The organism is Streptomyces sp. NPDC088910 (assembly GCF_044749865.1).
Lineage (GTDB): Bacteria > Actinomycetota > Actinomycetes > Streptomycetales > Streptomycetaceae > Actinacidiphila.
The window spans coordinates 268,632-291,347 of the sequence record NZ_JBIVIV010000001.1; the positions used below are offsets into that span (position 1 = coordinate 268,632).

General features: G+C 73.8%; 19 protein-coding genes. 12 read left to right on the forward strand and 7 right to left on the reverse strand.

All coding sequences use genetic code 11. The features are described from left to right. Positions 1-26: 26 nt before the first annotated feature. Entirely contained in the window at positions 27-1,079 is a 1,053-nt protein-coding gene (locus tag ACIP4Z_RS01155) for an ATP-binding cassette domain-containing protein (RefSeq protein ID WP_355334499.1), read from the forward strand. After that, the gene (locus ACIP4Z_RS01160) at positions 1,076-1,909 is read left to right on the forward strand and encodes an ABC transporter permease (RefSeq protein ID WP_188280623.1); all 834 of its coding nucleotides are present in this window, start codon (positions 1,076-1,078) and stop codon (positions 1,907-1,909) included. Before ACIP4Z_RS01155 ends, ACIP4Z_RS01160 begins: the two co-directional genes overlap by 4 nt. Positions 1,910-1,942: 33 nt before the next feature. On the opposite strand, the gene ACIP4Z_RS01165 is transcribed toward ACIP4Z_RS01160, so the two are convergent. Next, positions 1,943-5,665 carry an AfsR/SARP family transcriptional regulator gene (locus ACIP4Z_RS01165; protein ID WP_401304045.1) on the reverse strand — a complete coding sequence of 1,241 codons (3,723 nt, stop codon included), beginning with the start codon at positions 5,663-5,665 and terminating at the stop codon, positions 1,943-1,945. Positions 5,666-6,009: 344 nt separating this feature from the next. On the opposite strand from ACIP4Z_RS01165, the gene ACIP4Z_RS01170 reads away from it, so the two are divergent. Beyond that, positions 6,010-6,801 (forward strand): site-2 protease family protein, encoded by a 792-nt coding sequence (locus ACIP4Z_RS01170; RefSeq protein WP_401304047.1) that lies wholly within the window; start codon positions 6,010-6,012, stop codon positions 6,799-6,801. A 2-nt stretch (positions 6,802-6,803) separates the two neighbouring features. Here the strand turns inward: ACIP4Z_RS01170 and ACIP4Z_RS01175 are convergent, their stop codons facing one another. Next, entirely contained in the window at positions 6,804-7,007 is a 204-nt protein-coding gene (locus tag ACIP4Z_RS01175; protein WP_355334509.1) for a hypothetical protein, read from the reverse strand. A gap of 157 nt (positions 7,008-7,164) precedes the next feature. After that, entirely contained in the window at positions 7,165-7,878 is a 714-nt protein-coding gene (gene npdG, locus ACIP4Z_RS01180; protein ID WP_355334512.1) for an NADPH-dependent F420 reductase, read from the reverse strand. Between the two features lie 82 nt (positions 7,879-7,960). Between npdG and ACIP4Z_RS01185 the strand changes: the two genes are divergently transcribed. Together ACIP4Z_RS01185 and ACIP4Z_RS01190 are read left to right on the forward strand one after the other, a co-directional pair. Further along, positions 7,961-8,563, forward strand: a complete 603-nt coding sequence (locus ACIP4Z_RS01185) for a hypothetical protein (RefSeq protein WP_401304051.1) — start codon at positions 7,961-7,963, stop codon at positions 8,561-8,563. A gap of 302 nt (positions 8,564-8,865) precedes the next feature. Beyond that, positions 8,866-10,155 carry an MFS transporter gene (locus tag ACIP4Z_RS01190; RefSeq protein WP_401304053.1) on the forward strand — a complete coding sequence of 430 codons (1,290 nt, stop codon included), beginning with the start codon at positions 8,866-8,868 and terminating at the stop codon, positions 10,153-10,155. A gap of 25 nt (positions 10,156-10,180) precedes the next feature. Here ACIP4Z_RS01190 and ACIP4Z_RS01195 read toward each other — a convergent pair whose 3' ends face one another. Next, on the reverse strand, positions 10,181-10,438 hold the full coding sequence (locus ACIP4Z_RS01195; protein ID WP_355334518.1) for a hypothetical protein: 258 nt from the start codon (positions 10,436-10,438) through the stop codon (positions 10,181-10,183). Between the two features lie 81 nt (positions 10,439-10,519). On the opposite strand from ACIP4Z_RS01195, the gene map reads away from it, so the two are divergent. Together map and ACIP4Z_RS01205 are read left to right on the forward strand one after the other, a co-directional pair. Beyond that, entirely contained in the window at positions 10,520-11,377 is an 858-nt protein-coding gene (gene map / locus ACIP4Z_RS01200) for a type I methionyl aminopeptidase (protein WP_355334521.1), read from the forward strand. After that, a complete protein-coding gene (locus ACIP4Z_RS01205; RefSeq protein ID WP_391043704.1) occupies positions 11,374-12,348 on the forward strand; it encodes a hypothetical protein in 975 nt (324 codons plus the stop codon). The genes map and ACIP4Z_RS01205 overlap by 4 nt, the downstream gene beginning before the upstream one ends. A 49-nt stretch (positions 12,349-12,397) precedes the next feature. Here ACIP4Z_RS01205 and ACIP4Z_RS01210 read toward each other — a convergent pair whose 3' ends face one another. Beyond that, positions 12,398-13,138 carry a bifunctional DNA primase/polymerase gene (locus tag ACIP4Z_RS01210; protein ID WP_355334526.1) on the reverse strand — a complete coding sequence of 247 codons (741 nt, stop codon included), beginning with the start codon at positions 13,136-13,138 and terminating at the stop codon, positions 12,398-12,400. Between the two features lie 221 nt (positions 13,139-13,359). Here ACIP4Z_RS01210 and ACIP4Z_RS01215 point away from each other — a divergent pair, with 221 nt between their 5' ends. Then, positions 13,360-14,058, forward strand: a complete 699-nt coding sequence (locus ACIP4Z_RS01215; protein WP_401305010.1) for a heme oxygenase (biliverdin-producing) — start codon at positions 13,360-13,362, stop codon at positions 14,056-14,058. A 124-nt stretch (positions 14,059-14,182) separates the two neighbouring features. On the opposite strand, the gene ACIP4Z_RS01220 is transcribed toward ACIP4Z_RS01215, so the two are convergent. Continuing rightward, positions 14,183-15,748: an HtaA domain-containing protein gene (locus ACIP4Z_RS01220; protein ID WP_401304058.1), complete on the reverse strand. Its 1,566-nt coding sequence runs from the start codon at positions 15,746-15,748 to the stop codon at positions 14,183-14,185. Positions 15,749-15,956: 208 nt separating this feature from the next. Then, positions 15,957-17,447 carry an HtaA domain-containing protein gene (locus ACIP4Z_RS01225; RefSeq protein ID WP_401304061.1) on the reverse strand — a complete coding sequence of 497 codons (1,491 nt, stop codon included), beginning with the start codon at positions 17,445-17,447 and terminating at the stop codon, positions 15,957-15,959. Between the two features lie 706 nt (positions 17,448-18,153). Between ACIP4Z_RS01225 and ACIP4Z_RS01230 the strand changes: the two genes are divergently transcribed. The 4 genes from ACIP4Z_RS01230 to ddaH all read left to right on the forward strand — a co-directional run bounded on the left by ACIP4Z_RS01230 (position 18,154) and on the right by ddaH (position 22,658). Then, positions 18,154-19,188 carry a hemin ABC transporter substrate-binding protein gene (locus tag ACIP4Z_RS01230; protein WP_401304064.1) on the forward strand — a complete coding sequence of 345 codons (1,035 nt, stop codon included), beginning with the start codon at positions 18,154-18,156 and terminating at the stop codon, positions 19,186-19,188. Between the two features lie 8 nt (positions 19,189-19,196). After that, positions 19,197-20,453 (forward strand): FecCD family ABC transporter permease, encoded by a 1,257-nt coding sequence (locus tag ACIP4Z_RS01235; RefSeq protein WP_401304066.1) that lies wholly within the window; start codon positions 19,197-19,199, stop codon positions 20,451-20,453. After that, the gene (locus ACIP4Z_RS01240) at positions 20,450-21,280 is read left to right on the forward strand and encodes a heme ABC transporter ATP-binding protein (protein WP_355334538.1); all 831 of its coding nucleotides are present in this window, start codon (positions 20,450-20,452) and stop codon (positions 21,278-21,280) included. Before ACIP4Z_RS01235 ends, ACIP4Z_RS01240 begins: the two co-directional genes overlap by 4 nt. Before the next feature lie 556 nt (positions 21,281-21,836). Continuing rightward, a complete protein-coding gene (gene ddaH / locus ACIP4Z_RS01245; protein WP_391043693.1) occupies positions 21,837-22,658 on the forward strand; it encodes a dimethylargininase in 822 nt (273 codons plus the stop codon). Positions 22,659-22,716 lie beyond the last annotated feature (58 nt).

Below are 22,716 nucleotides of genomic sequence, written 5' to 3' on the forward strand. Positions count from 1 at the left end.
CAGCGGCGCCCGCCATTGTTGTCGGCATGACGAAGCGACTGACTGACGGCGGCGGGCACTCCGCCGTAGAGGTACGGGGTCTGGTCAAGCACTACGGTGAGACCAAGGCCCTCGACGGGGTGGATCTCGATGTCCGCCAGGGCACCGTACTCGGCGTGCTCGGCCCGAACGGAGCGGGCAAGACCACCCTGGTGCGCGTGCTGTCTACGCTGGTCCAGCCCGACGCGGGCTCGGCGTGGGTCGCCGGATACGACGTGCTCAAGCAGCCCCGGCAGCTCCGCCGGGTGATCGGCCTGACCGGCCAGTACGCCTCGGTGGACGAGAAGCTGTCCGGCCGGGAGAACCTGTACATGATCGGGCGGCTGCTCGACCTGTCCGGCAAGGACGCCAAGGCCCGCGCCAACGAGCTGCTGGAGCGCTTCTCGCTCACCGAGGCCGCCAAGCGCCCGGCCCAGGAGTACTCGGGCGGCATGCGCCGCCGCCTCGACCTGGCGGCCAGCATGATCGGCAACCCGGCGGTGCTCTACCTGGACGAGCCGACCACCGGCCTGGACCCCCGCACCCGTAACGAGGTGTGGGCCGAGGTCCAGCGGATGGTCTCCGAGGGCGCGACCGTCCTGCTCACCACCCAGTACATGGAGGAGGCCGAGCAGCTCGCCAACGAGCTGACGGTCATCGACCGCGGCCGGGTGATCGCCAACGGCCGGGTGGAGGAGCTGAAGGCGAAGGTCGGCGGGCGCACCCTGGTGATCCGGCCGAGCGAGCCCTCGATGGTGGCGGCGATGGCCGAGGCGATCTCCGGCGCCGGACTCGACGGGGTGGCGGGCGCCACCGCCGACCGCGAGGACGGCGTGGTGAGCGTGCCGATCCTCAGCGACGAGCAACTGACCGCCGTGGTCGGCCTGCTGGGCACCCGCGGTTTCTCCATCGCGCACATCGGCACCCACCTGCCCAGCCTGGACGAGGTCTTCCTCGCCATCACCGGCAAGAAGTCCGACGACGGCGCGGGCCAGCCCGACGCCCGGCCGGACGAGGACACCCGGATCGACGACAAGAACGAAGTGGAGGTCGCGGCATGAGCGCGGCTACGGCGACGGTCACCGCGCCCGCGAAGGCAGCGGCCACCGGCGAGGGACGGATCGGCCTGCGGGCCAACCTCCGGCACATCGGCGCGCTCGCGCGCCGCAACATGCTCCAGATCAAGCAGGACCCGGAGTCGATGTTCGACGCGGTCCTGATGCCCGTCATCTTCACCCTGCTGTTCGTGTACGTCTTCGGCGGCGCGGTGGCGGGCAAGGGCAACCAGCAGGAGTACGTGAACTACGTGATCCCCGGCCTGATGGCCATGATGGGCATGAACATCTCCATGGCCGTCGGCAGCGGGGTCAACGACGACTTCCGCAAGGGGGTCATGGACCGCTTCCGCACGATGCCGATCGCGCGGTCCTCGGTGCTCATCGCGAAGATCGTCGTCGAGATGGGCCGGATGATGATCGCCATCGCGATCCTGCTGGGCATGGGCTTCGCGCTCGGCCTGTCCATCCACACCGATGTCCTGCACCTGTTCGGGGCCATCGCCCTGTCGGCGGTGTTCGGCGCCTCCCTGATGTGGATCTTCATCCTGCTGGGCCTGGCCATGAAGACGCCCCAGGCGGTCCAGGGCGTCGCCATGCTGGTGCTGATGCCCCTTCAGTTCGGCAGCTCGATCTTCGCGCCGCCGACCACCATGCCCGGCTGGCTGGAGGGCTTCACCAAGGTCAACCCGCTGTCCAACCTGGCCGACGCGGCCCGCGGGCTGATCAACGGCGGCTCGGTCACCCACCCGGTGCTGATCACGCTGGCCTGGTCGGTCGGCATCACCGCGGTGACGATGCCGCTGGCGGTGGCGCGCTTCCGCAAGAAGACCTGACCCGGCCGCCGGGCCACCCGGCACCGGTTCGCGTCAGTCCACGTCACGCATGAGAGCGACGGCCTCCTCCAGGGTGAGGCCGTCGCTCTCCGCGTGCGCGGCCTCGTACCCGGCGTCGGTGAGCAACTCCCGCAGCCGGCCCTCCGCCTGCTCCATGTCCTGCCGCTCGGCCGGGGCCATCACGGACGGCCGCAGGCGGCCGTTGGCGTTGAGCAGCGCCACCGCGCGGCGCGCCCTGCGCACCGCGCGCTCCTGGTCGGCACCGTCCGCGGTGGCGAGCATCGTCAGCAGATCCACCACCCCGGGCGAGAGCATGATCGCCAGCCGCGGGGTGATGACCGTGGCCAGCGGGTGGCGGCTGAGCTCCGCGACACCGTCGTCGATCAGCCGCAGCCCGGTCTCCGGGTCGCCGGCCCGGCCGATCAGGGAGCCGCGCATGGCGTGCAGCAGCCCCTTGATGAAGCCGGGCACACCGTTGGCGTGGCGGACCGTCGCGTCGAGGGCGTCGTCGATCAGCTCCAGCGCCTCGTCGAACCTGCCGCGGCGGCTGAGCACCTGGGCGAGCAGCACCCGGCCGAAGAAGCCCGCGCCCTCGCTGGCCGCCGCGTACTTGTCGGCGTCCGCGACCCCCTCGCGCAGCAGCCGCTCGCCCTCGTCCTCCTCGCCCGAGTGGAACAGCGCCTCGCCCATCCGGACGGTGAGCACCGGTACGTGCTGGTGGGAGCCGATCTTGCGGGCCAGCGCGATGCCCTCGCGGCAGCATTGCGCGGCGCGCGCCCACTCACCGCCGTTGGAGGCCGCCTCCGCCTCGGCGGACAGCGTCTCCGCGGTGCCCCACTCGTCACCGAGCCGCTGGAAGAGCCCGCGGCTCTCCGCGATGTCGGCCAGCGCGTCGGCGAGCCGTTCACTGATGTCGTTGTTGATCTTCGCGCGCAGTTGCAGCGCGAAGGCCAGCTCCCACTGCCGCCCGTGGACGCGGCAGCTCTCCACGGTCTCGTCCATCAGCGGGCCGAGCCGGGAGAAGTCGCCGGAGAAGAAGGCGCCGTAGGGCCGCAGGATGCCGGGGAAGCGGGCGGACTGCGGCAGATGCGGCGGGTAGGTCTCTATCAGCGCGCGGCCGATACGGGCCAGCTTCGGGTGCTCCCACCAGTCGGTCTCGCCCTGCATGGACGCCATGTCCTCGATCCGCACCCAGCGCCTGGCCTCCAGCAGCCGCTCGCCCTCCAGCGGCGGCGGATCGTCCAGCGGACCGCGGTCCAGCGGTTCGAGGGCGGGCGGCGTCTCGAACGGGTCGGGACCCATCGCGGCCACCGCCGCAGGCCAATGGCGGCGCTCCGACTGGTAGTTGCGGACCTCCCAGAACCAGCAGCAGCTCAGCACCAGCAGCAGCGCGTCCTGCTCGTCGCCGGTCTCCACCGCCCGGCGCAGCGCGGCCCGCAGATTCTCGTGCTCGCGCTCCAGCCGTTCCAGCCATACGAGTTGGCCCACGCCCTCCTCGCCCGCGCCCCGGTGCTGACCGCGCCCCGCGCCGCGCAGCATCGGGTCGGCGGTGCGCACGTACTCCCTGAAGTACGTGAGGTGCCGCCGCTCGACGGCCGCGCGCTCGCCGGACTCCTCCAGGCGCTCGGTCGCGTACTCCGAGATCGTCTCCAGCATCCGGTGGCGTACGCCGTCGTCGGTGAGGTCGGCCAGCACGAGGGACTTGTCGACCAGGGAGGCGAGCAGCGCAGCGGCGTCGAGGGCGTCGATGCGGACGCCCTCGCGGGCGCCGTCCGCCGCTTTCGCCGGGCCGGCTTCGTCGGGGCCGGTCCCTTCGGGGTCCGGGCAGATCGCCTCGACGGCCTCCAGGGTCCAGCCGCCGCGGAAGACCGCCAGGCGGCGGAGCAGGACGCGTTCGGCCGGGTCCAGCAGGTCCCAGCTCCAGTCCACGACGGCGCGCAGCGTCTGCTGGCGGGGCAGCAGCGTACGGCTGCCGCCGGTCAGGAGGCGGAAGCGGTCGTCGAGGCGGTCGGCGAGCTGGCGCGGCGAGAGGCTGCGCAGCCGGGCCGCGGCCAGCTCGATGGCCAGCGGCAGCCCGTCCAGGCGGCGGCACAGCTCGGCGCAGGCCACCGGGTCCTCGTCCACCGAGAAGCCGGGCCTGGCCGCCGCGCCCCGGTCGGCGAGCAGCCGCAGCGCCGTCGGGTCCGGCAGCGGGTCCAGCGGCCGTACCAACTCGCCCGGTACGCCCAGGGGTTCGCGGCTGGTGGCGAGCACCGAGACGCCCGGGCAGTGCGCGAGGAGCTGTTCGGTCAGGGTCGCGGCAGCGCCGATCACGTGCTCGCAGTTGTCCAGCACCAGCAGCAGCTCGCGGCTCGCGCAGTAGTCGGTGAGCTGCCGGGCCGGGTCCTTGGTCTTGGTCTCGACGGACAGCGCGGCCTCGGTGGCGCTGCCGGAGTGCAGCAGCGTCTCGCGCAGCCCCAGCGAGCTGATCACCGCCTCGGGCACCGTCCGCGGATCGCTGACCGGCGCCAGTTCGACGTACCAGACGCCGTCCTTCCAGCGCGGCGCCACCAGGTCACCGGCCTCCTGCGACAGCCGCGTCTTGCCCGTGCCGCCGGGTCCGGTGAGCGTGACGAGCCGGGCGCGCGACAGGTCGCCGCGCACCGCGGCCAGGTCGGCCTCGCGGCCGACGAAGCTGGTCAGCCGCGCGCGGGCGTTCCCCGGTACGGGCCGGGCCTCGCCCGCAACGGCCGCGCCCCGACGCCCGGACGCACCGCCGTCAGCCGCCTCGCCCGCGGCGGCGCCCATGACGGGCCCGCCGGGACCGTACTCGGCCGGGCCGCCCTGCCCGTCTCCGCCGGAAGCGGGTCCGGTCCGGTGGTCCCGGCCGTCCTGTCCGTGATCGGCCGGGCGTGGGCCGGGGGCCGCGGTGGGGCCGCGGGTTTCGGATCCGGGGGTGGGCGTTCGGGTGCCGCGGGCCCGGCTCTGCGCCCTTCCGGCCGCGGAACCGCCCGGGCCGGGCGGATTCCCCCCGACCGGACGGTCACCCGGCAGCGGCGGGGGGTTCAGCAGTTCCGCGTGCAGGGCGCGCAGTTCGGGGCTGGGGTCGGCGCCGAGCTGGTCGGCGAGGTCACGGCGGACCGCCTCGTACGCGGCCAGGGCGTCGGCGGTACGGCCCGCGGCGCGCAGGGCGCGGATGTGGAGGGCGCGCAGCGGCTCGTCCAGGGGGTGCGCGGCGGCCAGCTCCGCCAGCTCGGGGAGGATCGGGCCTGCCCTGCCGAGGGCCAGTTCCGCGGTGAGCCGCTGCCGCTGGGCGTCCCGGCGCAGCGCCTCGCTGCGGACGGCGGCCGTGCCCCGGTCGGGCAGGTCCGCGAGCGCGGCCCCGCGCCATAGCGCGAGCGCGTCGCCGAGCAGCCCGGCGGCCTTGACCGGGTCGCCGTCGGCCAGCGCCCGCGCCCCCTCGTCGGCCAGCCGCTCGAACCGGTACAGATCCACGTCCTCGGGCGCCGCCTCCAGCCGGTAGCCGCCGTCGACCGAGCCGACCGCGTCATGGCCGATGGCCCGGCGCAGCCGACCGATCAGCGCTTGCAGCGCGCCGGTCGCCCCGGCGGGCGGGTCGCCGTCCCACACCTCGTCGATGAGCGCGTCCGCGCCGATCACCCGGCCGGGCCGCAGTGCGAGCGCCGTCAGCAGCGCGCGCAGCCGACCGCCCGCCAGTGCGGCGGGCGTGCCGTCGTCGCGCAGAGCCTGGGTGGTGCCGAGAATCGCGTATCGCACGGCCCCATTGTTACGGAGCCCGCACGGTCACCGCGCCCCGGTCGGCCCCGGTCCGCCCGCGGCGGCGAGGGCGTACGGTCCACGCGGGGGGCGGAGGCGTGGCGTCCGCTCGCGCGCCTCCGTACAGCGGTGGCCCGGGGTGACGCGGCGTTGGAACCTGGTCACGCCGCCGGACGTTTCCCGGGCACGGCCTGTGTCGTTTCCGTCCCGGATGGCATGATCGGGCGGCTGCCTCAGGCCGCGTCCGTCCCCACCACCGTCGGTCCCCCCGCCGTCGGGCCGCCGGGCCCGCGCACGACCTCCCGTAGCCTCAGCGCCCCACCGCCCACGCCAGGAGCCCGTCCATGAGCGTCACATCGATCCGCAGGGCCGACCGTCGCGGCGACAGCGACCGGAGGATCAGCCCGGTCTTCCTCGCCATCGTCGCGGTGATGGCCGTGTCCGGCTGGGCGGTGTGGAGCCAGTTGGCCTCCGACCACGGCTTCGCGGTCTTCCTGTTCGTGGTGTCCGGCTGGGTCGTCTCCCTGTGCCTGCACGAATACGCGCACGCCCGCAGCGCCCTGCACAGCGGTGACATCTCCATCGGCGCGAAGGGCTATCTGACCCTCAACCCGCTGAAGTACACGCACGCGCTGCTGTCCATCGTGCTGCCGGTGGTCTTCGTGATCCTGGGCGGCATCGGCCTGCCCGGCGGGGCCGTCTTCATCGAGCGCGGCCGCATCCAGGGGCGCTGGCGGCACAGCCTCATCTCGGCGGCGGGCCCGCTGGTCAACGTCGCCTTCGCGGTGCTGCTGATGCTGCCGTTCGCGCTCGGCGCGCTGGACTCCTGGCCGACCGAGTTCCTGTGCGCGCTCGCCTTCCTGGCGATGCTCCAGGTGACCGCCGCGATCCTGAACCTGCTGCCGGTCCCGGGCCTGGACGGCTACGGCATCATCGAGCCGTGGCTCTCGCCCGCCGCCCGCCGCCAGTTCGAGCCCTTCTCACAGTTCGGCCTGCTGGCGGTCTTCGGTGTGCTGTGGATCCCGGCGGTGAACGTGAAGTTCTTCCACGCCATCGACACCGTGATGGGCTGGCTGCACGTGCCGCGCGACTACGTGGACTACGGCTACACGCTGTTCCAGTTCTGGCGGAAGTGACGTCAGCTCTGCGGCTGGCCCGTAGCGTCGGCGGCAGCGGCGGCGTCCATCTTCGCCTTGCGGAAGTAGTACCAGCACATGTTGCTGGTCAGCCCGGCGAGCAGCACCCACACGATGCCCAGGAAGCTGCCGTGCGCGAAGGACACCACCGCGGCGGCGACGGCGAGCAGGCACGCGATGAGGGCGTAGAGGGCGAGGCGGGGCATGGGGTGCGGCTCCTGTCCGGGCGGACGCGTACGGTCGTCCGCCATTGTCCCCCATGCCCCGGACCGCTCGGGACGGGCTCGTACGTCTCGGACGTACGGCTCGCGTGGCCGGCCCGGCTACGGCTCGGATGCGGCGCGGCTACGGCTCGGATGCGGCTCAGACGTCGGTGAGGCGCAGTCCCGCGTGGGCCTTGTAACGGCGGTTGACCGAGATGAGGTTGGCGACCAGCGACTCGACCTGGTGGGCGTTGCGCAGCCGGCCCGCGAAGACACCGCGCATGCCGGGGATACGGGCGGCGAGCGCCTGGACGATGTCGGTGTCGGCGCGGGCCTCGCCGAGGACCATCACATCGGTGTCGATCTCCGCGATCTCCGGGTCCTGGAGCAGCACCGCCGACAGGTGGTGGAAGGCGGCGGTGACCCGCGAGTCCGGGAGCAGGGCGGCGGCCTGCTGGGCGGCGCTGCCCTCGTCGGGCTTGAGGGCGTACGCGCCCTGCTTGTCGAAACCGAGCGGGTTGACGCAGTCCACGACGAGCTTGCCCGCCAGCTCCTCGCGCAGTGACTCCAGGGTCTTGGCGTGGCCGTCCCACGGCACCGCGACGATCACGATGTCGCTGCGGCGGGCGCACTCCGCGTTGTCCGCGCCCTCGACGCCGAGGCCGAGTTCGGCGGCGGCGGTCTGCGCGCGCTCGGCGTTGCGGGAGCCGATGACGACCTTCTGGCCCGACCTGGCCAGCCGGTAGGCGAGCCCGCGGCCCTGGTCACCGGTGCCGCCGAGCACTCCCACCACCAGGCCCGACACGTCGGGCAGCTCCCAGGGGTCCTTGGCCGGTGCCTTGGCCGGGGTCTTCACGTCCTCAGGGGTAGTCATACCGGCGATCCTGCCAGGTGCGGGCGGTGTTCGACGGCGTTCGGTGGCGCGGATCACTCCGGGGGCGGAAGGATGCCGTGCCATGGACGCCGTACGGGTCGCGCTGCTGCGCGAAGTGCTCGCCGGAACGGAGTGGCCGCGCGCCGCCCGGGCCTTCGGCGGGACGCTCAGAACCGCGGTCCAGCGCGGGCCGGGACCGCTGTTGCTCGTCGGCACCGACGCGTACGAGCCGTGGCATCTCGCCGCGCACCTCGACGACGAGGCCGCCTGGAGCGGGGTGCCCGAACTCTCCCCCACGCTCCTGCGGTTCCGCGTGCCGCCGGGCGCGCCGCCGCATCTCGCCGTCGGTCTGCGGCGGCTGGCCGCCGCCGGGCGCGGCGAGACCGTGCTGCTCGTCGCCCCCGACCGGCCGGGGGCCGGCATCCTCGAACGCGTCCACGACGCCAGGCGCTCCGGCGCCACCGTCCTCGCCCTGTCCGCTTCCGCGGAGGGTCACTCTTTCGACGGCGTCGCCCACGACGTCCTGAGCCTGCCCTCGCCCGACGCGCCCGCGCTCTCCCTCGACGTCCTCCAGCACCTTGTCAGCTCCGCTGCGGGTGAGGCCACGGCCCCTCGCCGCCCCCCTTTCCGCGACCCCCTCTCCCGCCTGGCCGACCACCTCTCCACCCCTCCTCCCCGCTGGTAACCCCACCCCCCGATCACCTCTCCCAGGTGGGTGCCCCCAGGGGCGCGGCCCCGGTGCGGTTCTCGGCTGCCGCCGCGTGGGCGCCCCCAGCCACCGCGCTCCCGCAGGTCACCACCCGCCCCGGCGGGGCAATTCGGTTGTCGCCGGGCCGCCGGCCCGGTGGGGGGGCGGGTCGGGCGGGGGGGGGGGGGAAAAGGCTTTGCGGGGGGAGGCCGGGCCGGGGAGCATCGCCCTACGTGACAGTGACCGTGACCGATGACCCCCCACCCCCGCGGAAGCGGAAGAGGGCGTTGCTCCCCGACATGACGCCGTGGCGCACCTCGGCGGACTTCCGGAGAATGTGGCTGGCGGGAGCCGTCACGACGTTCGGAAGCTTCCTGACGTTCGTGGCCCTGCCGGTGCAGATCAAGGAGCTGACGGGCTCGGCCGTCGCGGTGGGAGCGATCGGCGCGGTGGAGCTGGTGCCGCTGATCGTGTTCGGGCTGTACGGCGGGGCGCTCGCGGACGCGATGGACCGGAAGCTGCTGATCAACGCGACCGAGGCGGCGCAGGGCCTGCTGGCGTTGGGGCTGCTGGTCAACACGGTGGTGCCGCACCCGGTGGTGTGGCCGCTGTACGTGGTGGCGGCGCTGTCGAGCGCGCTGACGGGACTCCAGCGGCCCGCCCTGGACGCGATCGTGCCCAGGATCGTCCAGCGCGACCAACTCGCCGCCGCTGCGGCGCTCAACGCGCTGCGCTGGCAGGTCGGGGCCATCGCGGGCCCGTCCGTCGCGGGCCTGGTGATCGCGTACGCGGGCCTTTCGTGGGCGTACGCGGCCGACGCGGCGACCTTCGCGCTCTCCGTCGCGCTCGGCCTGGGGCTGAGCCGTTCACCGGCCGCGCACGACGCGAAGCCGCCCTCGCTGCGCTCGATCGCGGAGGGCGCGCGCTACGCGTGGAGCCGCAAGGAACTCCTCGGCACGTACGCGATCGACCTGGCGGCGATGTTCTTCGCGTACCCGGCGGCGATCTTCCCGTTCCTCGCGGACGACCTGCACGCGCCGTGGTCGCTCGGCCTGATGTACGCGGCCGGGTCGGTCGGCTCCCTGGCGGTCAGCCTGACCAGCGGCTGGACCACCCGGATCCACCGGCACGGCCGGATGGTGGTGTACGCGGCCGTGGGCTGGGGCCTGGCCATGGCCGCGGCGGGCTGGACGGGCCGGATCTGGCTCGTACTGCTGTGCCTGGCGGCGGCGGGCGGCTGCGACATGATCAGCGGCGTCGGCCGCTCCACGATGTGGAATCAGACGATCCCCGACGAGCTGCGCGGACGCCTGGCGGGGATCGAGCTGCTGTCGTACTCGGTCGGCCCGCAGCTCGGTCAGCTCCGCAGCGGCGGCGTGGCCGCCCTCACCACCGCCCGTACCTCCGTCTGGACCGGCGGTGTCGCGTGCGCGGCGGCGGTCGTCGCCCTGGCCGCCGCTCTCCCGAAGCTGATGTCGTACGACGCGCGGCAGCACCCGGCGGCGGCGGAGACGAAGAGCGGGGCGAAAAGCGGAGCGGAAGGCGGCACGGAAAGCGGTACGGAAACGGCACCCGCGACCGCGTCCTGACGACCGGCCCCGCCCGACTGCTCCGTCAGGAGCCCCCCGGCCTGTCGTTCCCGGCGTCCTGGCCGTCACCGTCGGCGGTGTCGTGCCACTTCGGGTCGGTGTCCCACTGGAGATTGCGCTCGGCGGCGGTGTCCATCGCCCGCTGCGCCTCCTCGCGGGTGGAGTAAGGGCCGAAGCGGTCCTTGGCGGGGCATTCGGGCCCCTCCTCGACCTTGTGGTGTTCGATGCAGTAGAACCATTCGCCGGGCTTTCCGGCCGGCTTCTTCGCCCTGAACAGCGCCATGATCGTCTCCTGTGGTCGGGGGTGCCGCGGGTGGCCGCCTGCGGCCATGTTCCCCGATCGGGCGCGGATACACTCGTCGGCATGTCTGGTCAGTCGCTGCTCGTTCCCGGCAAGCTCTCCCCCACCCGGCACGTGCCGGCCTCGATCCCGCGCCCCGAGTACGTGGGCAGGCCGGGGCCGGCGCCGTACACCGGGCCCGAGGTGCAGGACGCGGAGACGGTCGAGAAGATGCGGACCGCCTCGCGGATCGCGGCGCGCGCGATGGAGGAGGCCGCGAAGGCCATCGCCCCCGGGGTGACGACCGACGAGCTGGACCGGATCGCGCACGCGTACATGGTGGACCATCAGGCGTACCCCTCTGACCTGGGCTACCGCGGCTTCCCCAAGTCGCTGTGCACGTCGGTGAACGAGGTGATCTGCCACGGCATCCCGGACTCGACGGTGCTGCGCGACGGCGACATCGTGAACCTGGACGTGACCGCGTTCATCCACGGGGTGCACGGGGACTGCAACGCCACGTACTTCGTGGGCGACGTCGCCGAGGAGTCGCGGCTGCTGGTGGAGCGCACACGGGAGTCGCTCGACCGGGCGATCAAGGCGGTACGTCCCGGGCGGCAGATCAATGTGATCGGCCGGGTCATCGAGTCGTACGCGAAGCGCTTCGGGTACGGCGTGGTGCGGGACTTCACCGGGCACGGCATCCACACCGCGTTCCACTCTGGGCTGATCATCCCGCACTACGACGACCCGCGGGCGACGACGGTGATGCGGCCCGGCATGACGTTCACCATCGAGCCGATGCTGACGCTGGGCACGCACGAGTACGACATGTGGGACGACGGCTGGACCGTGGTCACCAAGGACCGCAAGCGCACCGCCCAGTTCGAGCACACGCTGGTGGTCACGGCGGACGGCGCGGAGGTGCTGACCCTGCCATGAACCGTCGGAGCCTGTGTCTGGCGGCGGCGGCGACCGCGCTGGCGGTGCCGTTGGCCGGTTGTGTCACCGTGCACGGTGAGCGCGCGGACATCGCGTCGGTGCGGCCCGCGGAGGCGGCCGAGGTGCTGGCGAATTTCGCGAAGGTCAACAACGCGGCGACGAAGGCGTACGACGAGTCGCTGGTCGCCGAGATCGAGTCGGGCGCGCTGGGCGCCATCGACGAGGCGGGGGTGCGGGCCAAGCACGCCAACCACCCCGAGGGCAACGCGTCGTTCACGCCGCTGGCCTTCTCCGACTCGCGCTTCCTGGTGCCGAGGCAGCGCGGCTGGCCGAAGTTCTTCGTGGCGGACACCGCGACCAACCGCGGCGGCGACTCGCGGTGGCTGCTGGTCTTCCGCCGGTTCACCGCGGGCGACCCGTGGAAGGCGTCCTTCCTTGCCGTCATGGCACCGGACGCGCTGCCCGCCCTCGCCACCGACAAGGACGGTCTGGTCGAGGCGTTGCCTGCCGCGGGCACCGATCTGCTCGTGCAGCCGGGCCGGTTGAGCACGGCGTACACCTCGTATCTCCAACAGGCTCCCGCCGCACCGGCGTTCGCCGACGGTCCGGCGACCTCCGAGCTGCTGGCCGGGCGCGACAAGAACCGGCGTACGGCCAACTCCGTGACGCAGTACGCCGATCAGCCCGCCGACGGCGGCGACTTCACCCCGGTCGCGCTGCGTACCAGGTCCGGCGGCGCGCTCGTGCTGTTCGCCAGTCGCCATCAGACCCGCGCCACGTACCGCGAGGGCTACCAGCTCAGCATCGACCAGGACACCAAGGCCCTGATGACCGGCACCCCCCGCACCTCCGTCACCCTCTCCCGCATGTCGCAGCAGGCCGCCACGGTCCCCGCCCGCAGCGCGGGACCGGACGCGAAAACGGCGGTCCTCAGCCGCCTGGCGGGCCTGGTCTCGGCGACGGGCGCGTAGGGACTCAGCGGGGACGGGCCTCAGCGGGAACGGCTCTGCGGGGACGGGCTCAGCGCGTGCGGGCGACCGGTTCCGGCTCAGGTTCGTAGGCGAACTGGGCGCAGGCGTCGGTGAGGATGTCGAGGACGGGGAGCGGGTCGGGCAGCGGGAGGTCGGGGCCGAGGTCGGGGAGCCAGACGACCGTGCCGCCGGACGGCAGCCGGGCCGGGGGCAGCAGCACATAGCTGCCGCGGCAGTGCCAGCGGATGCCGGGGTGCTCGTCGGCGGTCTCCGGGTTGCAGTCGAGGGCGCAGGGCCACCACTCGTCCTCGTCGGCGGGGGTGCCGCGGGTGGCGGTGAAGAACAGCATCCGGTCCTCGCCCTGGAGGGCGACCGGGCCGATGGTGGCGCCGTCGGCGGTCAGCCGTTCCAGCGCGACGCGGCCCGCTTCCGCGGGGACGTCGAGGACGTCGTGGTTGAGCCCGGTGGCGGTGATGAAGTTGGCGAGCGGCTGGCCGCTGAGCCACTGGGCGACCCGCTGCGGGTCGGTGCTCGCCTGGGTCTGCCACGCCTGCGAGACGGGGTGCACACCGGGGATGTGACAGCCGATCCGGTCGCACGAACAGCCGAAGCCCTCGGGGTGCACGGCCGGTGCGACGGGATACGAGGCGGCGACGGCCGCCTGGATCAGCTCGTCACGGCGCAGGTCGTCGGCGGCAGCGGCGGCTGCCGCCCTGGCCGCCCGGCTGTTGCCCGAAGCGCTCTCCGTACGGCGGCGCAACCAGTCGGACACCCTGCTCTTGCCTGCCATCGGGCTCCTTTCCTCGCCACTCCCGTCCCGCGGACCACGGTACGCGGACGGTGGAGCACATCCTCCCTCTTGCCAGGAATGAACACCCACCCGGGGTGGAAGTGTTCCCCTGGCGGCCGTTTCCGACATCATGTCGGCAACCTATTGACTTAGGTAAGCCTAAGTTGGGAGGATCGAGGTCGGCGCACAGCCTTGACCAGGAGGTTCCTTTGACCACGTCGATTCCGTCGGCCACTTCGGACACGTCGGCCACTCCGGACGCACCGTCCGCCGCATCCCCCTTCTCCGCCGCCATCCGCGCCGCGACCCGGGCCCAGCACCAGGAGGCGCACGACTCGACCTTCATGGACGACCTGCTCGGCGGGCGGCTCGGCGTGGACGCGTACGCGCGCTACACCGAGCAGCTCTGGTTCGTGTACCGGGCGCTGGAGGAGGGCGCGCACCTGCTGGCCGACGACTCGGTGGCCGCGCCCTTCACCCGCACCGAGCTGCTGCGCGTCGCCTCCCTCGAACAGGACCTCGACCACCTGCTCGGCGAGGGCTGGAAGGACCGCGCGACCGCGCTGCCCGCCACCGCCCGGTACGCGGCCCGGGTGGCCGAGGTCGCCCGCGAGTGGCCCGCCGGGTATGTCGCGCACCACTACACCCGCTACCTCGGCGACCTCTCCGGCGGCCAGGTCGTCCGCGGTGTCGCGGAGAAGACCTGGGGCTTCGCCCGCAAGGGCGACGGTGTCCGCTTCTACGTCTTCGAGGGCATCGACAACCCGGCCGCCTTCAAGCGCGAGTACCGCGAACTGCTGGACGGCCTCGCGGTCGACGACCTGGAGAAGCAGCGGGTGGTCGAGGAGTGCAGGACCGCCTTCGCGCTGAACATCGCGGTCTTCCGAGAGCTGGGGGACGCCTTCCCGCTCTCCGCGTGAGGGCGCGCTGTCCGTACGACCCCCGCGAAGCCGGGCGGCCCACCTGAACTCACGGTGGGCCGCCCGGCTTTCGGCTGTGCCTGAGGTCTTCGTGGCAGACGGTGCCGCGTCGGACGGTGTTGCGTCAGACGGTGTTGCGGCGGCGGGCCACGGTGACGGTCGCGGCGGCGCCGGTCACCAGCAGGGCGCCCGCGGCGGCGAGCAGCGCGGCGGACGGGGTGCCGGAGCCGGTGGAGGCCAGCTCGCCGTCGGTGGTGAAGTCGTTGCCGGTGCCGCCGACCGTGCTGCCGGAACCGCCGGTCGTACCGCCGCTGGTGGAGCCGCCGGTCGTACCGCCGTCGGAGGAACCGCCCGACGAACCGGCCGACGGGCTCGGCGAACCGGTCGGCAGGGTGGCGCTGTCGTCCAGCGAGACGGCGACCGTCACCGGGTCGAGCGCGTCGCCCGCCTTGTAGAAGCCGCTGAACGCCTTCGCGCCGTCCTCGGTGAGCACGGCGGAGGCGCCGGAGACCGTGACGACGTCGCCGTCGGCGGTCGGCGCGACACCGCTCAGGGTGGCCACGGCGATGCCCTTGTAGTCGGTGACCTTGCCCGAGGCCATGTCCTTGGCCGACACGTCGGCGGTGAGGGTGCCGGTGGCGCCCTTGGTGGCCACCGTGAAGTTGCCGAACTTCAGGTCGAGCGCGTACGTGCCCTGCTGGAGGTGGCCGAGGAAGCGGACGCCGCCGGAGAAGGAGGCGTTGAGGGTCTTGGTGGCGGCGTCGTAGGTGCCGGCGCCCTTGGGGAAGCGGTAGCCGGAGGCGGTGCCGGTGGCGCCGTCGGTGAGCTCCACCTTGCCGTCGGCGATCGGTCCTGTGACGTAGGAGCGGAAGGACTGCTTGACGCCCCAGTCGAGGTTGCCGTCCACGACGGCGGCGGGGCCGCCGGGCGCGGTCGTGGTGGGCGTGGCGGTCGGCTCGCCCGTGGGCTCACCGGTGGGCTCGCCGGTCGGCGGGTTGGTGGTCGGCGGGTTGGTGGTCGGCGGCGTGGTGGGGGCCGTGGTCGGCGGGGTGGTGGGCGGCGTCGTCGTCGGGGCGGCGCCCGGAGTGACGGACAGGTCGGCTGCGTCCAGCGCCGTACCGGGCTGGTACATGCCGTTGAAGGCGCTCGACCCGTCGGCGGTCAGCGTGGCCGGGATGCCGTTGAAGGTCATCGCGCCGCCCGCGCCGCCGCCGGGCCTGACGTTCGACAGGTCGAGCGTGGCGAATTCCACGTCGTTCGACGTGCTGCCCGCGGCGGTCACGTCGGCGGTGATCCTGCCCGTGGTGCCGACGGTGACGACCTTGAGGTCGGCCAGCTTGATGTCGAAGCCGTGCAGCGTGGACGCGAACTCGACGCTGCCGTCGAAGCCGACGGTCACGCCGTGCGTCGACGTGTCGTACGAGCCTTGGCCGTTGGTGAAGTGGAAGGTGCCGTTGGAGTTGGCGGTCGCGCCGTCCGCGGTGGTGATGGTGCCCCCCGCGGGGCCGGTCACGTACGAGCGGAACGACTGCTTGACGCCCCAGTCGAAGGTGCCGCCGGTGAGCGGTACGGCCGGGGACGACGGCGAGTCGGCGGCGGCGAACGCCGGGACCAGCAGGGCGGTGGCCGCCCCCGCGGTGGCGGTGGCTATGGCCAGGGCGAGCGCGCGGGAGCTGAGGCGGGCGGTCATGGGGTGGTGTGCTCCTTGTGTTCCTCGGAAGGTGGTGCTCGGTGCGGTGGTGCCCGGTGCGGGCATGCGGCCGTACGGAGGGCGTACGGACCCTGCGGCCGCACGCTGCGTGCGGCCGTACGCGTCCTGCGGTGCTGCGGTTCGAGCGGGTGGTGCGAGGTGCGGGGGGAGGTGACGCGCCGTCAGCCGACGTCTGGGTGACGCGCCGTCAGCCACCGTCTTCGGTACGGCGTTTGCGCCGTACGACGGTGAAGACGACCGCCGCCGCGGCGAGGACCGCGGCCGAGCCGCCGGCCAGCAGGCCGACCGGCGCGCCGTCGTGCGAGCTGTCGGCGGCGGTCTCGGTGCGCGGCGCGGCTGGTGCGGTGCTCGGCGCCGGGGACGCCGCCGGGGTGGCGGACGCCGTGGGGTCGGAGCCGATGTCGGGCAGCGCGGGCAGGGCCGCCGCCTTGTCGAGGGCGACGGAGAGCGTGAGCGGGTCCATCGAAGTACCCGCGGTGTAGAGGCCGTTGAACGCCTTGGCGCCCTGCGCCGTCAGCGTGGTCGGGACCTCGGTCAGGGAGATCAGGCCGTTCTTCGGCGCGAGCGCGGCGGGCGCGGCGAAGGTGATGAACGGCTCGCCGTCCGCGTACAGCGTGCCCTTGCCGTCGGTGACCGTGACGCGGACCGCGCTGATCGACAGGTCGAGCCCGTACGTGCCGTCCGCCGCCTTCATCCCGACGAAGCGCACCGTCCCGCCGAACCGGGCGTCCAGCGAGTGGTGCGAGGCGTCGTACGTGCCGCGGCCCGCGCCGAAGCGGAACAGGGCGCCGCCGTCCCGCGCGCCGTCGGCCACCGTCCAGCGGCCCTTGGCGATGTCGCCGGTCACGTACTCGCGGAAGGTGCGGCGTACGCCCCAGTCGGCGGCGGCGTCGACGACCGTGCCGGGCACGGCCGTCGAGGTGGCGGTCGGCTTCCCCGACGCCTTGTCGCTCGCGCCGCCGGTCGGGGTCCGCGGCGGGGCGGTGGTCGGCGAGGCGGGCGCGCGCAGGTCGACCGAGAGGCTGACCGGGTCCAGCGGGGTGCCGGTGGTGTAGTAGCCCGCGAAGGCGCGGGCGCCCTGCGAGGTGAGGGTGGCCGGGATGCCGCTGAGGGTGATCTGCGGCCCGGTGACCCCGCGGGTGTTGACGCCGCCGACGGCGAGCGAGGCGAGCGGCACCTGGGCTGTGGTGGTGACCCGACCGGTGTTCTTGTCCTTGCTGCGCATGTCGGCGTAGAGCGTGCCGTGGCCGCCGGAGATCTTGACGGTGGGACGGCTGATGGTGAGGTCGAGTTGATAGGCGCCGCTGGCCTGCCGGTGCCCCAGGAAGTGGACGCCGCCCGCGAAGGCGGCGGTCAGCGCGCCGCTGCCCGGATCGTACGAGCCCCGCGCCGAAGGGAAGCGGAACTGGTTGCTGCCGAAGGTGCCCGCGCCACCGGTCATCGCCCAACTGCCTTTCGCGATGGGCCCGGTGACATAGCTCTGGAACGACGCCTTGATTCCCCAGTCCAGCCGTCCCCCGGCGACCGTACGGCTCGTCGCGGCGTCCGCCCTTGACGCGGGCAGCACCGCGGTCAGCGCGGTCAGCGCGACCGCGCCGAGCAGCGCGGTGCTCACGGCCGTGAGCGAGACGGCCCGGCCGCCGGTACGGCGCACGCGGGCATGACGGAACAACGGCATGGACCCCTCCAGGACTGGCAAACTCAGGTAAGGCTAACCTAAGCTAATCACCGACCGGCGGGGAACCCTCCCGCGACGTCGCCGAACGCGCTGGCGCGCGGGCACAGCGGCATCACGACATGACGGCACCACGGCAAGGGACGGGTTGGCAGTGCGAACAGGTTCCGAACGACGTCCCGACCGAGCGGATGCCGAGCCGCATGCCGCGGGCTTCCCGACGACGGGCTCGCAGGCCGGGCGCTCCCTGGGCGCCACGGACGCCGACACTCCGCAACGCGGCCGTACCCGGGCCGACTTGGGCGACCGCACCGCGCCGGAACCCACCCGTCCACCGGCCGCCGGTCCACCACCGACCGCCGTCCGGGCCGCCCCGGACCTCGCCGCGTCACCAACCCCGCCTTCGTCCCCCGCCGGTTCACCACCGACCGCCGTCCGGGCCGCCCCGGACCTCGCCGCGTCACCAACCCCGCCTTCGTCCCCCGCCCGTTCACAACCGACCGGCGTCCGGGCCGCCCCGGACCTCGCCGCGTCACCAACCCCGCCTTCGTCCCCCGCCCGTTCACAGCCGACCGCCGTCCGAGCCGCCCCGGACCTCGCCGCGTCACCAACCCCGCCTTCGTCCCCCGCCCGTTCACAACCGATCAGCCTCCAGGCCGCCCCGGAAGCCGGCGGCTCGGGGCGCGGTCGCTCGCGGCGCCGCGCTCCCGTGCGGCGGAACGCGTGCGCCGCGCGGGGCGTGGCCTTCTCGCTGCTCGGCGGGCTGCTGGCGCTCGCGCTCACCGCGTGCGGCGGCTCGGCGGGGAAGGCGGGGCCGTCCGCGAGCGGTTCGGGGGCGACGTCGAGCGCGGGAGCGGACGCCGACCGGATCGAACCGCTGGCCGGTGCGGCGCCCGTGCCCGTACTGCCCGCCACCGTCACCTCGGCGGACGGCCGGAAGGTCACCGTCACCGCCGCCGACCGGATCGTGCCGCTCACCGGCGGGCTGTCCGAGATCGTCTTCACGCTGGGCCTCGGCAAGAACGTCGTCGCGCGCGACATCACGGCGACCTTCGCGCAGGCGGCGAAGCTGCCGGTGGTGACCCGCGCCCACGACGTCTCCGCCGAGGGCGTCCTGTCCCTGCACCCCACCCTCGTCCTCGCCGAGGACACCACGGGCCCGGCCGAGGCGATCCGCCAGATCCGCGACGCGGGCGTCCCGCTCGTCGTCGTCAAGACGGCGACGTCGCTCGACGACGTGGGCCCGCGGATCGACGCCGTGGCCGCCGCGCTCGGCGTGAAGGCCGCGGGTGACACGCTGCGCGCGCGTACGGCGCAACGGATCGACGCCGTCCGCGCGACGATTCCGAGCACGTCCGACAAACCGCGCGTCGCCTTCCTCTACCTGCGCGGCACCGCGTCGGTCTATCTGATCGGCGGGCGCGGCTCCGGCGCCGACTCCCTCATCGCGGCGGCGGGCGGCGTCGACGCCGGGACCGCCTCCGGCCTCGACAAGGACTTCACCCCCATCACCAGCGAGGCCCTGGTGAAGGCCGCGCCCGACGTCATCCTCGTCATGACCAAGGGGCTCGACTCCGTCGGCGGGGTCAGCGGCCTCGAAAAGGTCCCGGGCGTCGCCCAGACCCCCGCCGGTCTCGACCACCGTGTCGTCGCCATCGACGACGGCACCCTCCTCAACTTCGGCCCCCGCACCGACTCCGTCCTGCGCCGGCTCACCACCGGCATCCACCAAAAGGCCCGGTGACCCGGCCCATGACGACCACGGCCTCCCCGAACGAGGAACACACCGCGCCCGCCGGGACGGACGACGACACCCGGCCGACCACGACTGCGGCTCCCGCTCGGGACGCCGGCCCAGGAGCCCAGGACTCCGTACCGGCGCACGATGACGCGGCGCATACGCGCACGGGGCCCAAGGAAGCGAGCGGCCCCGGGGGGATCGCGGACGACGGGCCGCGGCCGACCGGCCGTCAGGCCAACCGGCGTGGCCGGGCGACCGTGTTGATCGGGGTGCTGGCCGCGGGGCTGGTCGTGCTGAGCGTCGTGTCGGCCGGGATCGGGGCGTACGGGATTCCGGCGGGAGACGTGCTGGCGTCGGTGGCGCACCGCTGCGGCCTCGGGGGCCACCGGCTGGACCGGGTGGCGGAGTCGGTGCTGTGGGACGTACGGCTGCCGCGCATCGTGCTGGCGCTGCTGGTCGGCGGCTCGCTGGGGTGCGCGGGGGCGCTGATGCAGGGCGTGTTCGGGAATCCGCTGGCCGAGCCGGGGGTGATCGGGATCTCGTCCGGCGCCGCGGTGGGCGCCGTCGGGTCGATCGCGCTCGGCCTGACCTTCGCGGGCACCTGGTCGGTGACGGTGTGCGCCTTCGTCGCCGGGCTGCTGACCGTCCTCCTCGTGTACGGCCTGTCCCGGTCCGGCGGCCGGACGGAGGTCGTCACCCTCGTCCTCACCGGCATCGCGGTGAACGCCTTCGCGGGCGCCCTCATCGGCCTGTTCGTCTTCTTCGCGGACAACTCGCAGCTCACCCAGATCACCTTCTGGCAGCTCGGTTCGCTGGCCCAGGCGAGCTGGCCGAAGGTGCTCGCGGTGCTGCCCTGCGCGCTGGCGGGTCTCGCCGTGGCGCCGTTCTTCTCCCGCCGCCTGGACCTGCTGGCGCTCGGCGAACGCCAGGCCAAGCACCTCGGCGTGGACGTCGAACGGATGCGGATCGCGGTGATCCTGATCGTGGCGCTGCTGACGGCGGCGGCCGTCGCGGTCGCGGGGATCGTCGCCTTCGTCGGGCTCGTCGTGCCGCATCTGCTGCGGATGGCCGCGGGGCCGGGACACCGTTTCCTGGTGCCGGGCAGCGCCCTCGGCGGCGCGCTCGTCCTGGTCGCGGCCGACCTCGCCGCCCGTACGCTCGCCTCGCCCGCGGAGCTGCCGCTGGGCGTGCTGACCGCCCTCGTCGGCAGCCCCTTCTTCTTCTGGCTGCTGCGCAGGACCCGCGGCCGGCAGGGGGGTTGGGCATGAGGCCGCTCGCGGTACGACGCCGCGCCCGTACGTCCCTCCCGCCGCCGCCCGCCCCCGGCGACGTCCTGGCCGAGGCCCACGACCTGGTCGTACGGCTCGGCGGGCGCCCCGTGCTCGACGGGGTCGGCGTCGCCGTCCACGCGGGCGAAGTGCTCGCCCTGGTCGGGCCCAACGGCGCGGGCAAGTCCACGCTGCTGGGGGCGCTGGCCGGTGACGTGCCCGCCGACTCCGGTGAGGTGCGGGTCGGCGGCGCGCCCCTCGGCCGCTGGACCGCCCGGCAGCTCGCCCTGCGCCGGGCCGTGCTCCCGCAGTCCTCGCCGCTCGCCTTCCCCTTCACCGCCGACGAGGTCGTACGGATGGGGCGCGCGCCGTGGGCCGGGACCGTCCTCGCCCACGAGGACGAGGCCGCGGTGGCGGCGGCCATGCGCGCCACCGAGGTCACGGGCTTCGCCGAGCGGGCCTATCCCGCGCTCTCGGGCGGCGAGCGGGCGCGCGTCGCGCTCGCGCGGGTGCTCGCCCAACGCGCGCCGCTGCTGCTGCTCGACGAGCCGACCGCCGCCCTTGACCTTCACCACCAGGAGCTCGTCCTGCGCGTCTGCCGCGAGCAGGCCGCTCTCGGGCGCGGGGTCGTCGTCGTCCTCCACGACCTCGGTCTCGCCGCCGCCCATGCCGACCGTGTCGCCGTCCTGTCCTCCGGCCGCGTCACCGCCAACGGTTCGCCTGCGGCGGTGCTCACCGCCGAACGGCTCTCCGCCGTCTACCGCCACCCCGTCGAAGTCCTCCCCCACCCCCGCAGCGGCACCCCCCTGATCCTCCCCCTCCGCTGACCCCCCACCCACCGGGCCCGGTGGCGCCCCGCGGCAGCGCCCCGCCAGGGGCGCGAGGAACTGCGCGGCCCGCCCCGCCAGGGGCGCGGGGAACTGCGCGGCCCGCCCCCACCGGGCCGGTGGTCCGGAGACAACCGAACTGCCCCGCCGGGACCGGTGGTGACCCGCAGCAGCATCGTGGCTGAGCGCGCAGTTCCCCGCGCCCCTAAAGGATCGGCTCACCGCCCGGACGAGAGACGGTGCCCCGTCAGGGGCGCGGGGAACTGCGCGGCCAGCCCCCACCGGGCCGGTGGTCCGGAGACAACCGAACCGCCCCGCCGGGGCCGGTGGTGACCCGCAGGAGCGTCATGGCTGAGCGCGCAGTTCCCCGCGCCCCTAAAAGACCGGCGCGCCGCCCGACGCGAAGGAACCGTACGGGGGGAAAGGGGGGAACCCTTTGGGGTACTTGGTGGTGCGGGACCCCAGCGGGAGGCGCAGAATCGGGGCGTACGTACGAACTCCGGGGGGCCGACCGTCCGCCGGAGGCGGCCCTTCACCACCCCCCGAGGAGCCCTCTTTGCGCACTGCGACACCCCGCCGGTACCTGATGTGTCCACCGGCGCACTTCCGAGTGACGTACTCGATCAACCCGTGGATGGACCCGACGAAGCCGGTGGACCCGGCACTGGCCCTGTTCCAGTGGGAGGACCTGCGCGACAGGTACCGGGCGCTGGGCCACACCGTGGAGCTGCTGGACGCGGTGGAGGACCTGCCGGACATGGTGTTCGCGGCGAACGGCGCGACCGTCGTGGACGGGAAGGTGCTGGGCGCGAGGTTCGCGAACCCCGAGCGCGAGGCCGAGGCCCCGGCGCACCTGGCGTGGTTCAGGAGCAACGGCTTTCCCGATCCGCGCGAGCCGGTGCACATCAACGAGGCGGAGGGCGACTTCGCGGTCACGGCGACGTGGATCCTGGCGGGCCAGGGCTTCCGGAGCAGCCCGCTGTCGCACTCGGAGGCGCAGGAGTTCTTCGGCCGTCCGGTGATCGGCCTGGAGCTGACCGACCCGCGCTACTACCACCTGGACACGGCGCTGGCCGTGCTCGACGACGCGCGGGACGAGATCATGTACTACCCCGGCGCCTTCTCCCCCGGCAGCCGCGCCGTGCTGGCCCGGCTCTTCCCCGACGCGCTGCTGGCGACGGCGCAGGACGCCGCCGCGCTCGGCCTCAACGCGGTCAGCGACGGCCGCAACGTCCTGCTGCCGCGTACCGCCACCGGCCTGCTCGGGCCGTTGCGCGACCGGGGCTTCGAGCCGGTCCCGGTGGACATGTCGGAGCTGCACAAGGCCGGCGGCAGCGTGAAGTGCTGCACGATGGAGCTGCGCCCGGCCGTCGGCTGACCGGCGCGCGGCCCGAGCCCGCGCGAGCCACGCCGCGGGTCCTCCCGGCCGGGGGCCT